Source organism: Kitasatospora sp. NPDC098663 (genome assembly GCF_044760075.1).
GTDB lineage: Bacteria > Actinomycetota > Actinomycetes > Streptomycetales > Streptomycetaceae > Kitasatospora.
In genome coordinates, this window is record NZ_JBIWAP010000040.1 from 1 (window position 1) to 13,262 (window position 13,262).

Sequence of the window (13,262 nt, forward strand, 5' to 3'; positions counted from 1 at the left end):
GCTAAGCCTTACAGCGCCGATGGTACTGCAGGGGGGACCCTGTGGGAGAGTAGGACGCCGCCGAACAATCATTCACAGAGAACCCCCATCCGGGAAACCGGATGGGGGTTCTTTGCGTTTCCGGGCCGTGGGAGCACCTCCCCACGGTTCCCACCAGGGTCCCCACGAAAGTTCGAAAAAGTTCGGCCGGCCATGTCGAGAACCCGTGGCGGGCTCCGTCCCCGGGGTGAGCGCGGCCACAATGGGTCGCACCAGCACCGAGGAGAACATCATGGCCAAGTACCTGCTGCTCAAGCACTACCGAGGCGCCCCGGCTCCGGTCAACAACGTGCCCATGGACCGATGGACGCCCGAGGAGATCTCGGCGCACGTGAAGTACATGCAGGACTTCGCAGACCGGCTGGAGAAGACCGGCGAGTTCGTCGACGGCCAGGCGCTCGCCCCCGAGGGGACGTTCGTCCGGTACGACGGCGAGGGGCGCCCGCCGGTGACCGACGGCCCGTTCGCCGAGACCAAGGACCTGATCGCCGGCTGGATGGTGATCGACGTCGACAGCTACGAGCGCGCCGTCGAGCTGGCCGGGGAACTGTCGGCCGCTCCCGGGGCGGGCGGGCGGCCGATCCACGAGTGGCTGGAGCTGCGTCCGTTCCTGGCCGCGCCGCCCACCGTCACCGAGTGACCTTCCCGGTGGACGAAGTCCTGCTCCGGAGCCTCGCGCCGAGAGTGCTCGGTATCCTCGTCCGCCGCGGAGCCGACTTCGCGGCGGCCGAGGATGCCGTGCAGGACGCCCTGGTCGAGGCGGTCCGCGTCTGGCCGGCCGATCCGCCGCGGGACCCGAAGGGCTGGCTGGTCACCGTGGCCTGGCGCCGGTTCCTCGACGGGGCCCGGGCGGACGCGGCCCGCCGCCGACGCGAGGACCGGGTCGAGGAGGAACCGGAGCCGGGGCCCGCGTCCGCGGTGGACGACACGCTCCAGCTCTACTTCCTGTGCGCGCACCCGTCGTTGACGCCGTCGTCGGCGGTCGCGCTCACGTTGCGCGCGGTGGGCGGGCTGACCACCCGCCAGATCGCCCAGGCCTACCTGGTGCCCGAGGCGACGATGGCCCAGCGCATCAGCCGGGCCAAGCGGACCGTCTCGGGGGTGCGGTTCGACCGGCCCGGCGATGTCGCCACCGTGCTGCGCGTCCTCTACCTGGTCTTCAACGAGGGCTACTCCGGGGACGTCGACCTCGCCGCCGAGGCCATCCGGCTGACCCGACAGCTCGCGGAGGCGATCGACCACCCCGAGGTGGCGGGGCTGCTCGCGCTGATGCTGCTCCACCATGCCCGGCGCGGGACCCGGACCGCGTCCGACGGGAGCCTGGTGCCGCTCGCCGAGCAGGACCGTGGCCGGTGGGACACCGGGTTGATCGCCGAGGGCGTCGGGATCCTGCAAGCGGCCCTGGGCCGCGACCGGCTGGGCGAGTTCCAGGCCCAGGCCGCCATCGCGGCCCTCCATGCCGACGCGCCCAGCGCGGAGGAGACCGACTGGGTGCAGATCGTCGAGTGGTACGACGAGCTCGCCCGTCTGACGGAGAGCCCGGTCGTCCGGCTCAACCGCGCGGTGGCCGTCGGTGAGGCCGACGGGCCGCGCGCCGGGCTGGCGGCGCTCGGGGAGCTGGACGGTTCGCTGCCCCGCCACACGGCGGTGGCGGCGTACCTCCACGAGCGCGACGGCGACTTGGAGACGGCGGCCCGGCTGTACGCCGAGGCGGCCCACCAGGCCCCCAACCTCGCCGAGCGCGACCACCTCGTGCGCCAGGCCGCCCGGCTCAACTCCCGTCGGTCCGACTGACGGACCGAACAGGTGGCGCGGCGTCACCACGGCCTGCCCGTCGCGGGGATGGGACCAAGGGACGGCACCGCCCGTACGGCGAGGCTCAGAGGCGGCCGGCGGCCTTGAGCGCGAGGTAGGTGTCGGCGAGGGCGGGGGCGAGCTGGGTGGGGGAGGCGTCGAGGACGGTGACGCCGTGGCGGGTGAGGAGGTCGGCGGTGGCGCGGCGGTCGGCGCGGGTCTGTTCGGCGGCGGCGGCGCCGTAGACGGCTTCCAGGGTGCCGCGGCCGGCGGCGAGGGCGTCCAGGTGGGGGTCGGCGACGGAGGCCAGGACGACCTCGTGGCGCTTGGTGAGCAGCGGCAGCAGCGGGCGCAGGCCGTCCTCGACCGGGGCCGTGTCGAGCCCGGTGAGCAGGACGATCAGCGAGCGGTGCGGTGCCATCTTGAGGGCGGTGGCGACCAGTGAGCGCATGTCGGTCTCGTGCAGGGCCGGTTGGAGGGAGGCCATCGCGTGGGTGAAGGCCGGCAGGATCTCGCTGGGCGAGCTGCCGGCGACCGCGACGCGCTTGCGGGCGTCGTGGGCGAGCAGGTCGACCCGGTCGCCGGCGCGGGTGGCGAGGGCGGTGAGCAGCAGGGCGGCGTCGAGGGCGGCGTCGAGGCGGGGTGCGTCGCCGACCCGGCCGGCGGAGGTGCGGCCCGTGTCGAGGAAGACGAGGATGTGCCGGTCGCGTTCGGGGCGCCAGGTGCGGACGGCGACGGTGTTGCGGCGGGCGCTGGCCCGCCAGTCGATGGAGCGGACGTCGTCGCCGGGCAGGTACTCGCGCAGGGAGTCGAACTCGGTGCCCTGGCCCCGGGTCAGGACCGAGGTGCGGCCGTCGAGTTCGCGCAGCCGCGCGAGCCGGGAGGGCAGGTGCTTGCGGCTGTTGAACGGGGGCAGGGCGCGGACCGTCCAGGGCAGGTGGTGCGAGCCCTGGCGGCCGGCCAGGCCGAGCGGCCCGAGCGAACGGACCGTCACCCGCCGGGCGTGGTGGTCGCCGCGGCGGGTCGGGGTGAGCACGGTGACGGCCCGCCGCCGCTCGCCGGCGGGGACGTGCAGGGTGTGCCGGGAGGCGGCCTCGGCGGTGCCCGGCCGCCAGGCGGACGGGGCCCAGGCGTCGCGGATCCGGGCCCGCAGGGGCCGCCCGGAGGGGTTGGTGACGGTCAGTTCGACGGAGGCGGGTTCGCCGAGCCGGACGGTGGTGTCGCCGCCCCGGCCGAGTTCCAGGCTGCGGACGGGGGCGGCGAGCACCAGGTCGATCACGGCGGCGAGCAGCACGGTGCCGGTGACGAGGCCGATCCCGGCCCAGGACGGCAGCAACAGGCCCACGACGAGCGTGCCGAGCGCGGCGAGCAGGGCGGTTCGCCCGGTGAGGGCCATGCGGTGCGCTCCTTCGGGAACGGGCGGTTCAGCGGGGGGCGGGCGTCTGGGTGAGGACGGCCTGGATGACGGAGTCGGCGGTGACGCCCTCCATCTCGGCCTCGGCGCGCAGCGCGACGCGGTGCCGCAGCGTGGGCAGGGCCAGGGCCTTGACGTCGTCGGGGGTGACGTAGTCGCGACCGGCGAGCCAGGCCCAGGCGCGGGAGGCGGCCAGCAGGGCGGTGGCACCGCGCGGGGAGACGCCGATGGACAGCGACGGGGACTGCCGGGTGGCCCGGCAGAGGTCGACGATGTACGCGAGGATCTCGGGGGAGACGGTCAGTTTGGCGATCTGCTCGCGGGCGGCGGCGAGGTGCGCGGGCCCGGCGACCGGGCGGACGCCGGCGGCGGCGAGGTCGCGGGGGTCGAAGCCGGCGGCGTGCCGGGACAGGACCTGGAACTCCTGGTCCCGGTCGGGCAGCGGCAGGACCAGCTTGAGCAGGAAGCGGTCCAGTTGGGCCTCGGGCAGCGGGTAGGTGCCCTCGTACTCGACCGGGTTCTGGGTCGCGGCGACCAGGAACGGGACGGGCAGCGCGCGCGGCACGCCGTCGACGGTGACCTGGTGCTCCTCCATGGCCTCCAGCAGGGCGGCCTGGGTCTTCGGCGGGGTGCGGTTGATCTCGTCGGCGAGCAGCAGGTTGGTGAAGACCGGGCCGGGCTGGAAGGAGAACTCGGCGGTGCGGGCGTCGTAGACGAGGGAGCCGGTGACGTCGCCGGGCATCAGGTCGGGAGTGAACTGGATGCGCTTGGTGTCCAGGTTGAGCGCGGTGGACAGGGTGCGGACCAGCAGGGTCTTGGCGACGCCGGGGACGCCCTCCAGCAGGACGTGGCCGCCGCAGAGCAGGGCGACGACGAGGCCGGTGACGGCGGCGTCCTGGCCGACCACGGCCTTGCCGATCTCGGCGCGCAGGGCGGTGAGCGCGGCGCGCGGGTCGGCGGCGGTGTCGGGGGTGCCCGGGGTGGCAGCCGCCGCGCCGGGGGTGCTGGACGGGGTGGCGGTGGCCTGTTCGGTCACGGGTTCCGTACCTGCCTTTCGAGGGCGTCGAGGTCGTCGGCGAGCCGCAGCAGTGCGGTGTCGTCGGTCGGGGGCGGGCCGAAGAGGAGGGCCCGGACGTCGCCGGCGGGCTGCTCGGGGAGGCGGTCGGCCACGGCCGCGCAGAGGGTGTCGGGGTCGGGCGCGCCGGCGTGGAGCGGGACGCCCAGGGCCGGGGCGAGGCGGTGCGCGGCGGCCCGGCGCAGGGCCTCGGCGGCGCGGCCGCGGGCCTTGGCCCGGCGGTAGAGCCGGGCGCGGCCCTCGGTGGTCTCGGCGGCGCGGACCACCACGGGCAGGTTCTCGCTGATCACGGGGCCGAGTCGGCGGCCGCGCCAGAGGGCGGTCAGGACGGCGGCGGCGGCGAGCTGGTAGCCGGCCCAGCGCCAGCCGTCCGGGATGTAGTCGCCGAAGGTCTTGTCCCGGGTGCCCTGGGCGAGCGGGGCGCTGTAGTCGGGCAGGTGCCAGGTGAGGCGGGGCTGGGAGCCGAGCAGGCCGAGGGCGAGCGCGGCGTTGCCGTCCTTGGCGAGCTGCTCGTTGTGCAGGAAGGTGCCGGTGCCGAGCACGATGACGTCGCCGCCGGCGGTCGGGGCGCTGACCAGCGGGTAGCCGTGGCCGCGCGGGTAGCAGCCGGCGCCGCGGCTGCCGCTGGTGTAGAGCATTCCGCCGATCTCGGCGCTGCCGGCCCGCACGGCCTCGGTGAGTGGGCACTGTGCGGCGGTGCTGCGGACGGAGGCGTAGGAGGGTCCGCCGTCCTCGTCGGAGGGGCGGATGCCGGGGGCCAGGGCGCTGAGTGCGGCCGGGCCGGGGGCGATGAGGACGAGCCGGCTGTGCCGGGCTGCGGCGATGGCGCGCAGTTCGGCGGGGCCGAGCAGGTCGGGCTCGGGCAGGACGAGGGTGTCGGCGCCGCCCGGGTGGCCGGTGAGGTCGGTGGTGAGGTCGGTCTTGAGGCCCTGGTGTTCGAGCAGCGCGAGGACGGCGTGGCTGCCGTCCTGGTCGTAGGAGCGCGGGTCGAGCGGCGGGTAACGGCGGTCCTGGCCGAGGGCGGCCACGGCGGTGGCGCCGATCAGCAGGATGGCGAGGACGAGCAGGTACCAGCGGGCCCGGCGCCAGAGGCCGCGGCTGGTGGGGGCGAGGCTGGTCGTGGCCGTCCCATCGGGGACAGGGGTGGCGGGCGGCTGCGGCGCGGGCGGCGCGGGGGTGGTGCTGGTCATGCCGCTCCTCCCAGGGCCGGGCGGGCGCGTTCCAGGGTCCGGTCGAGCTCGCGCAGCAGCTGGTACGCGGCCTGGTCGGCGGTGCGCTCGCCGTAGGCGATGTCGTCGAAGGTGCGGGCGGCGGCGGCCAGGGCGGCGGCGTGGTCGGGCAGTGCCCGGCCGGCCTCGGTGGCGGCCTCGTCGGCGGTGCGGCCGGGGCGGACGTCGAGCAGGGTGCGTTCCTCCAGGGCCCGGACCAGGGCTCGCATCTGCGCGCGGACGGCCTCGTTCCAGTGCCCGGCGGCGGCGTGCCGTTCGGCGTCGGCCCGGTACTGGCCGGCGCCGCGCGGTCCTTCGACGCCGTAGACGTCGAGGACGGTGCGGGCCGCGCGCCGCGGCGCGCCGAGGCGCCACCAGAGGGCGGCGCCGATCAGCACGGCGACGATCAGGAAGAGCACCAGACCGGTGGTGCCGCTGGTGCCGCTGCCGGAGATGCTGTCGAGCGCGTCGGTGATGTGGTCGTTGAGCCAGGTCATGACCCGTTCCAGGACGCTCGGGTCGTGCTTGTGGTACTCGGCGTTGAGCAGCTCGTCGCGGGCGGCGTCGCGGGCCGGGTCACGCGGGACGGTGACCGGGGCGCCGCCCGCGACGAGGAGCCTGTCCCCCCAGGTAGGCATCCGGGTCAGCGCCTCGCGGGGGGTCGGCCGGCCTGGTCGCCCCAGCCGGTGGCGCCGGGCTCGGCGAGGCCGGCGGCGCGGGCGAGTTCGATGTCCAGGGCCTCGCGGCGGATCCGCTGGTCCACGTAGACGAGGACGCCGAGGGCGGCCCGGAAGGGGATGGTGAGGGTGGCGGCGATGATGCCGGCGATCGCGGTGGTGATCAGCATCGCGGTGGGCTCGTGGGCCGCGCTGAGGTCGACCTGGCGGTCGAGGTCGCTGAAGCCGAGGACGAGTCCGGCGAAGCGGAACGGGATCGCGATGACCATGGCGACGATGAGGGTCAGCACCTCGCCGAGCAGCGAGATGCCGAAGATGCGCCACCAGGAGCCGTGGGTCAGGCGCCGGGAGCGGGACAGCGCGGTCCGCACGCCCTGCTTCTCCAGCATCAGGGCGGGGGCGGCCAGGCTGAACCGGATCCACAACCAGAACCCGACCGGGATGGTCAGGATGCCGACGAGGAAGAGCAGGGCCTCCGTCTCGGGGGTGCCCGCCGAGCCGGAGGCGTAGAAGTACCAGGGGCTGAAGCCGAGCAGCACCACGCCGCCGGACATCAGGCCGGTGAGCAGGGTCAGCCCGAGCAGCTGCGGCAGCCGGCGGCGGGCGTCGCGCCAGGCGTCCCCGGCGTTCGCGGACTGCCCGAGGACGGCGCGGCTGACGACCATGGTGAGCAGCGCGGTCGCGAGCACACCGAGCAGCACCGTCAGCGGCATCGAGGCCAGCATGGTCGTCACCTGGGTGGCGGGGCCGGTCTTGCCCTTGACCAGCAGCTCGGCGGCGACGTTGCCGGCCTGCTCGACGACGGCGATGCCGAGGGAGAGGGCGAGGGCCGTCCGCCAGTGCTTGCGGATGGTGGCGACGGAGCCGTCGAGGAGTTCGCCAAGTCCGAGCGGGCGCAGCGGGATGACGCCGGGCTTGGGGCTCTGCGGAGCGCCCCAGCCGTAGGGGTGGTGGCCGCCCGGTGCGGGCCGGCTCCAGCCGGGCCGGGCCTGCTGGCCGTTCCAGTCGGGGGCGGGGGCGCCCTGCGGTGGTGCCGACGGCCCGGGCACGGCGGCGGGCGCGTCGGCCGGGGGCCGGGCGTCGTCGCGGGGCGGCTCGGGCGAGCCGGGCGAGGCCCACCCCGGAGTGTCGGTCATCACTGCTCCTCGGAGGGGCGTCACGGGCGCGGTTCCGGGCGGATCTTTCGCCCGCGCGCAGCGCCCATCGTGCCATGGGGCCCGGGGAGGCCCCGTGGGTATCCGGCCGCTGATCGGAAACGGGGGCCTTCCGGTGGTCGGGCGGCGGGCCGCGGACCGTTCGGAGACGTTCCTGCCGGGCACATTCGACCGGTATGGCCGGAATTAACCGGTGGGGAGAGTTGGCCGTTGTGGAGCATTGGCACTGCTGTGCGGCAGGTCACAATCCGGTAATGAGAGGATGGACGCATGAAGGGACGCGTCCTCGTCGTTGATGACGACTCCGCACTGGCCGAGATGCTCGGTATCGTGCTGCGTGGTGAGGGTTTTGAGCCGTTTTTCGTCGCGGATGGGGACAGGGCGCTAGCCGCGTTCCGGGAGACCAAGCCCGACCTGGTCCTGCTCGACCTGATGCTGCCCGGTCGGGACGGTATCGACGTCTGCCGGCAGATCCGGGCGGAGTCCGGCATTCCGATCGTCATGCTGACCGCGAAGACCGACACGGTCGACGTCGTGGTGGGCCTGGAGTCGGGTGCCGACGACTACGTCACCAAGCCGTTCAAGCCCAAGGAGCTGGTGGCCCGGGTGCGTGCCCGGCTGCGCCGTGCCGAGGAGCCGACGCCCGAGCAGCTGACCATCGGCGACCTGGTGATCGACGTGGCCGGCCACTCGGTGAAGCGGGACGGCCGGGGCATCCCGCTGACCCCGCTGGAGTTCGACCTGCTGGTCGCGCTGGCCCGCAAGCCCTGGCAGGTGTTCACCCGCGAGGTGCTGCTGGAGCAGGTCTGGGGCTACCGGCACGCGGCGGACACCCGCCTGGTCAACGTCCACGTGCAGCGCCTGCGGTCCAAGATCGAGAAGGACCCGGAGCGCCCCGAGATCGTGGTGACCGTCCGTGGCGTCGGCTACAAGGCCGGACCCAGCTGACGTGACGCACCTGGCTGACGAAGCCCCGTCGGGTTCCGCGACCGACGGGGCCGACGCGGTTCGCGGGTCCGTGCTGAGTTCGACCACCCGCCGCCGGCGCCGGGCGGCCGCGTACGCGCTGCTGACCCGTCAGCTGCGCCGGCCCGCGCGCCGGGTGACGGCGCTGTACCGCCGGTCGATCCAGCTGCGCGTGGTGGCGGTCTCGCTGCTCGCCTCCATCGCGGTCGTCCTGGTGCTCGGCGTGGTCGTGATGGCGCAGGTGCGCACCGGCCTGCTCGGCACCAAGATGGCGGCCGCCCGCGAGCAGGCCAGGATCGGGTTCCAGGCGGAACTGAAGAAGATCGACGAGGCGAAGGACCAGCGGCTGCGGGTCGGCGCCACGCCCGACCCCACCATCGAGGAGACCGGCACCTGGCTGCTGCGCCAGGTCAACGACCTGGCCGCGAGCGGGCAGACCGTCTACTCGGTGATCGCGATGGCCGCCGGCACGGACGCCATCGTCCCGGAGAACGGCTTCGCGCCGCGCTTCTCGGGCGACATCCTGCCCAGCAGCGTCCCCGACACCCTGCGGGACAGGGTCCACTCCGAGCCCGGCCAGATGTTCGACCAGCCGGCCCGGATCCACCGGGCGGACGAGCGGACCGAGCCCGGGCTGGCCCTCGGCATGCAGTTCACCGGCCCGGCCGGCAACAGCTACCAGATGTTCTACGTGTTCTCCTTCGGCCAGGAGACCGACACCCTCGACCTGATCACCGGCACCCTGGCGACCGCCGGCGTGTTCGTGGTGATCCTGATGGGCGGCATCGCCTGGGTCGTGGTGCGCCAGGTGGTCACCCCGGTCCGGATGGCCGCCGGCATCTCCGAGCGGCTCGCCGACGGGCACCTGGAAGAGCGGATGAAGGTCACCGGTACGGACGACATCGCCCGCCTCGGCGAGTCGTTCAACCGGATGGCCAACGCCCTCCAGGCCCAGATCCGCCAGCTGGAGGAGCTGTCCCGGGTGCAGCGGCGCTTCGTCTCCGACGTCTCGCACGAGCTGCGCACCCCGCTGACCACGGTCCGGATGGCCGCGGACCTCATCTACGACAGCCGCGAGGACCTGGACCCGATGGCGGCCCGCTCGGCGGAGCTGTTGCAGGGCCAGCTGGACCGCTTCGAGTCGCTGCTCGCCGACCTGCTGGAGATCAGCCGCTTCGACGCCGGCGCCGCGATCCTGGACGGCGAGCCGGTCGACCTGCGCGACATCGTCGCCCGGGTGGTGGAGGCCGCCGACCCGCTGGCCCAGGCCAAGGGCAGTGCGGTGGTGATCCGCGGCGACGGCGAGCCGGTCGTCGCCGAGGTGGACTCCCGCCGGATCGAGCGCATCCTGCGCAACCTGGTGGTCAACGCCCTGGAGCACGGCGAGGGACGCGACGTGGTGGTCCGGCTGGGCTCGGCCGACGGCGCGGTCGCGGTCGGCGTGCGCGACTACGGCATCGGCCTCAAGCCGGGCGAGGCGTCCCGGGTGTTCCACCGCTTCTGGCGGGCCGACCCGTCCCGGGTGCGGACCACCGGCGGCACCGGCCTCGGCCTGTCCATCGCCGTCGAGGACGCGCACCTGCACGGCGGCTGGCTGCAGGCCTGGGGCGAGCCCGGCGGCGGCTCGCACTTCCGGCTCACCCTGCCGCGCACCCGGGGCGGCGAGATCAGCCGGGCGCCGTTCCGGCTGGAGCCGGAGGACTCCCGCAACAACCGGGGCCTGGGCACCTACGGCGTGCCGTACCGGCGGGCGATCAGCCCGCCCGGCGCGACCGCGATGACCGCGGCCGAGGAGCAGGCGGAGACGCCGGAGGGGCCCGTCAACGGTTTCGGCAGCGGGCTCGGCGGGGTGCTGAACATCGGCCCCGACCTGGGCAAGCGCCGACTGCCCGAAGGGCCGCGCGCGGACCCCTCGGACGTTCGGACGGCGGGGACCGGGTACGGTGCCACCGGCGCCCAGGTGATGGTGGACCCGACGCCCGGACGGCCGTCGGTGGCACAGCGGACGGCGGAGCCGGACGTGACGGGCGGGACGGACCTGGAGGGGTCGCAGCGTGCGAAGGACGAGCAGCAGGACTGAGCCGCGGTTCACGGCGGTGGCCGGCGTGGTGCTCGGCGCCCTGGTGGTGAGCGGCTGCGCGGCCATGCCGGATTCCGGCGGCATCTCCCGGGTGGAGCTGTCGCAGGGTGCGGCCGACAAGAACCTGCAGGCCAAGGTGTACCCGGTGGCGCCGGCCAAGGGCGCCAAGCCGCGTGCCCTGCTGACCGGGTTCCTGGACGCGGTGACCGCCGACGAGGGGTACGAGACCGCGCGTCAGTACCTCACCGAGAACGCCTCCGCGCACTGGAACCCGGACGCCGGCATCCAGGTGCTCTCCGCCGCCACCCCGAACCTCCCGGCCGGCCAGGAGATCGCCGACACCGACACCAGCGTCTCCGCGACGGTGACCGGGTCGCTGATCGCCAGGATCGACGAGAAGCACTCGTACCTGGCCGAGGGGCAGCGGGACGTCTCGGCGGACTTCACCCTCGTCCGGGAGAAGGACGGCGAGTGGCGGATCGACCGGCTGCCGGCCGGAGTGATCATGAACGAGACCAACTTCAACAACAGCTACCGCCAGGTCGACCGGTACTTCTACACCACGCCGGACCCGTCCTCGACCGTCACCGGGAGCGCCGGCCAGCAGGTCCTGATCCCCGACCCGATCTACCTGCGGCGCCGGACAGACCCGCTGACCGCCGCGGCCAAGGCCCTGGTCGCCGGGCCCTCGACCTGGCTCGCGCCGGTCGCCCGGACGTCCTTCCCGAGCGGCGTCAGCGTCGAGCGGGTGAGCGTCGACGACGGCCGGATCGCCCACGTGCAGCTCGGCGGGGCGGACGTCAGCGAACCGGTGTCCTGCCGGCGGATGGCGACCCAGCTCTTCTACACCCTCGCCGACCAGGGCAAGGGGCAGGTCGAACGGCTGGAGCTCAAGGGCCAGCGGGGCAACTGCTTCGCCAGCCGCAACGACCTGCCGGCCACCGGCCCCGGCGCCCTGGCCGGGCCGCTGCCCGCGCAGCAGTACTACCAGCGCGCCGACAACGGCCTCCTGATGGTCACCGACGAGCAGCGCAACGGCGAGCCCGTGCGCGGCGTCCTCGGCAAGCCGCAGCCGGCCGGCAAGGCGCCGCTCGGCGCCATGGCCGTCAACCGGGACGGCTCCCGGGCCGCCGCGATCAGCGGGGACGGCCACCAGCTCTACTCGGTGCCGCTGGCGGACAGCGCGGTGGCGCTGCCCGACCCGGTGCTCACCTCGCCGGTGAAGACCGCCGACAAGGAGGACGGCCTCGCCTCGCCCAGCTGGGACGGCCGCGGCGACCTCTGGGTGGTGGACCGCAACCCGCAGGGCCCGCGGGTGGTGATGGTCCGCGGCAACCGGACGTACCCCGTCGCGGTCGAGGGGCTGGACGGGCAGACCGTGCAGGCCCTGAAGATCTCCTCGGACGGCGCCCGGGCCGCCCTGGTGGTCAAGACCGCGGGCGTGCCCAGCCGCTCGCTGTACTTCGGCCTGGTGGTGCACGGCGGCACCCCGGAGGCGCCGACCGCGCGGATCACCGGCCTGCGCCGGGCGGCCCCCTCGCTCACCGACGTCGCCTCGGTCTCCTGGGCGGAGGCCGACCAGCTGCTGGTGCTCGGCAAGGAGGCCGACCGGATCAAGCAGCTGTACTACATCGGCACCGACGGCACGCAGAGCGCCGACACCACGCTGCAGGCCGAGAACATGCTCACCGTCTCGGCCTCCGAGTCCCGGGGCAACGTCCTGGCCCAGGCGCCGTCGGTGCTCGCGGCGGCCGGAGGCGCGATCTACCGGCTGATCGGCAGTCAGTGGCGCGAGGTCCAGTTGGCCGACAAGGCCGGGTCCTTCTTCTACGCGGGCTAGGAACCCGCCGGTCACGGCCTGACGTCACGATCCCTGATGCCCCGTCGGGCCGTTCGGCGCCTCAGCCGGGTCGGTGGGCGGTCGCGGCGACCGCGGCGCCCGCCCGGGCGGGCAGTCCGGCGTCCGCCAGTGCCCGGGCCGCCTCGGCGAGGCTGGCACCGGTGGTCACCAGGTCGTCCACCAGGACCGGTTGACGGCCCAGCAGGTCGCGCCGGGCGCGCGGCAGCACGGTGAGCGCGCCGTGCAGGTTGCGGTGGCGCTCGGCCGCGCTCAGCCCGGCCTGGTCGGCGACCGGGCGGGCGTGCCGCAGCAGCGGCTCGGCCCGGGCGTCCAGGCCGCACCGGCGCAGCGAGCGGGCGGCGGCCCCGGCCAGCCGCAGCGTCGGGTCGTGGCCGCGGGCGCGGACGGCGGAGCGGGCCGAGGGCATCGGGACCAGCAGCAGCGGCGCGGTCCCGGCGCGCGGCCCCAGGGCGGAGCGGACGGCCCGGCCGAGCGCCTCGCCGAGCGGGCCCGCCAACCGCAGCGCGCCGCGCTCCTTGTGGGCGAGCAGCAACTGCCGGACGGGGTCGGCGTACGGGGCGGCGGCGTGCGCCCAGGGCAGCAGCGTGGGGCCGGGCCGGGTGGAGCCCAGCGCGTGCCGGCAGGCCGGGCAGAGCTGGGTGCGTTCGGCACCGCAGCCGGCGCAGCGGGCCGGCACCAGGACGTCCAGCAGTCCGGCCAGTGCGTGGCCGAACGGCCCTTGGGCGGACGGCGGACGGGTGGGGGCGGAGGGTGGTGGCACGGCTGCTCCTGGCGACGGCAGGCACGGAGAGTGAGCAAAGGATGCGCCGTACGGGGGGTGTTGTCCAGGTATTTACCCGTGCTTCACTCGCAAGAGGGTAGACAGGGTCCAACAGCTTGACCGCCCGCCCGCAGTATCGGGTCATACCCGGCTCCGCGCCTGGGGAGGCGAAAACCCCGTGTGAGGTGTTCGATAAAGCTCCAAGGGGTTTCAACCGTCCCTGGTGGGGAGGAA

11 protein-coding genes are annotated in these 13,262 nt (G+C 74.6%); 5 read left to right on the forward strand and 6 right to left on the reverse strand.

The annotated features are described in order from the left end of the window. The first annotated feature begins 271 nt into the window (after positions 1–271). Positions 272–679, forward strand: coding sequence for a YciI family protein (locus ACIQVZ_RS32610; protein WP_371522806.1), 408 nt, complete (start codon positions 272–274; stop codon positions 677–679). An 8-nt stretch (positions 680–687) separates the two neighbouring features. Then, positions 688–1,833, forward strand: coding sequence for an RNA polymerase sigma factor (locus ACIQVZ_RS32615; protein ID WP_402455032.1), 1,146 nt, complete (start codon positions 688–690; stop codon positions 1,831–1,833). A gap of 85 nt (positions 1,834–1,918) precedes the next feature. On the opposite strand, the gene ACIQVZ_RS32620 is transcribed toward ACIQVZ_RS32615, so the two are convergent. From ACIQVZ_RS32620 to ACIQVZ_RS32640, 5 genes are all read right to left on the reverse strand, one after another. Beyond that, the gene (locus ACIQVZ_RS32620; RefSeq protein ID WP_402454947.1) at positions 1,919–3,229 is read right to left on the reverse strand and encodes a DUF58 domain-containing protein; all 1,311 of its coding nucleotides are present in this window, start codon (positions 3,227–3,229) and stop codon (positions 1,919–1,921) included. Positions 3,230–3,257: 28 nt separating this feature from the next. Then, on the reverse strand, positions 3,258–4,178 hold the full coding sequence (locus tag ACIQVZ_RS32625; protein WP_350887643.1) for a MoxR family ATPase: 921 nt from the start codon (positions 4,176–4,178) through the stop codon (positions 3,258–3,260). A gap of 101 nt (positions 4,179–4,279) precedes the next feature. Next, entirely contained in the window at positions 4,280–5,512 is a 1,233-nt protein-coding gene (locus ACIQVZ_RS32630; protein WP_402454949.1) for a DUF4350 domain-containing protein, read from the reverse strand. Further along, positions 5,509–6,168, reverse strand: coding sequence for a DUF4129 domain-containing protein (locus tag ACIQVZ_RS32635; protein WP_350887633.1), 660 nt, complete (start codon positions 6,166–6,168; stop codon positions 5,509–5,511). The genes ACIQVZ_RS32630 and ACIQVZ_RS32635 overlap by 4 nt, the downstream gene beginning before the upstream one ends. Positions 6,169–6,173: 5 nt before the next feature. Further along, a complete protein-coding gene (locus ACIQVZ_RS32640; protein ID WP_402454951.1) occupies positions 6,174–7,343 on the reverse strand; it encodes a glycerophosphoryl diester phosphodiesterase membrane domain-containing protein in 1,170 nt (389 codons plus the stop codon). 288 nt (positions 7,344–7,631) lie between these two features. Between ACIQVZ_RS32640 and mtrA the strand changes: the two genes are divergently transcribed. The 3 genes from mtrA to ACIQVZ_RS32655 all read left to right on the forward strand — a co-directional run bounded on the left by mtrA (position 7,632) and on the right by ACIQVZ_RS32655 (position 12,247). Beyond that, complete coding sequence (gene mtrA / locus ACIQVZ_RS32645) at positions 7,632–8,309, forward strand: MtrAB system response regulator MtrA (protein WP_030247322.1); 678 nt, start codon at positions 7,632–7,634, stop codon at positions 8,307–8,309. Positions 8,310–8,379: 70 nt separating this feature from the next. Beyond that, positions 8,380–10,407, forward strand: a complete 2,028-nt coding sequence (mtrB, locus tag ACIQVZ_RS32650; protein ID WP_350887628.1) for an MtrAB system histidine kinase MtrB — start codon at positions 8,380–8,382, stop codon at positions 10,405–10,407. Further along, positions 10,382–12,247: an LpqB family beta-propeller domain-containing protein gene (locus ACIQVZ_RS32655; protein ID WP_402454954.1), complete on the forward strand. Its 1,866-nt coding sequence runs from the start codon at positions 10,382–10,384 to the stop codon at positions 12,245–12,247. The genes mtrB and ACIQVZ_RS32655 overlap by 26 nt, the downstream gene beginning before the upstream one ends. 61 nt (positions 12,248–12,308) lie before the next feature. On the opposite strand, the gene ACIQVZ_RS32660 is transcribed toward ACIQVZ_RS32655, so the two are convergent. Next, a complete protein-coding gene (locus tag ACIQVZ_RS32660) occupies positions 12,309–13,028 on the reverse strand; it encodes a ComF family protein (protein WP_402454957.1) in 720 nt (239 codons plus the stop codon). Positions 13,029–13,262: the final 234 nt, after the last annotated feature.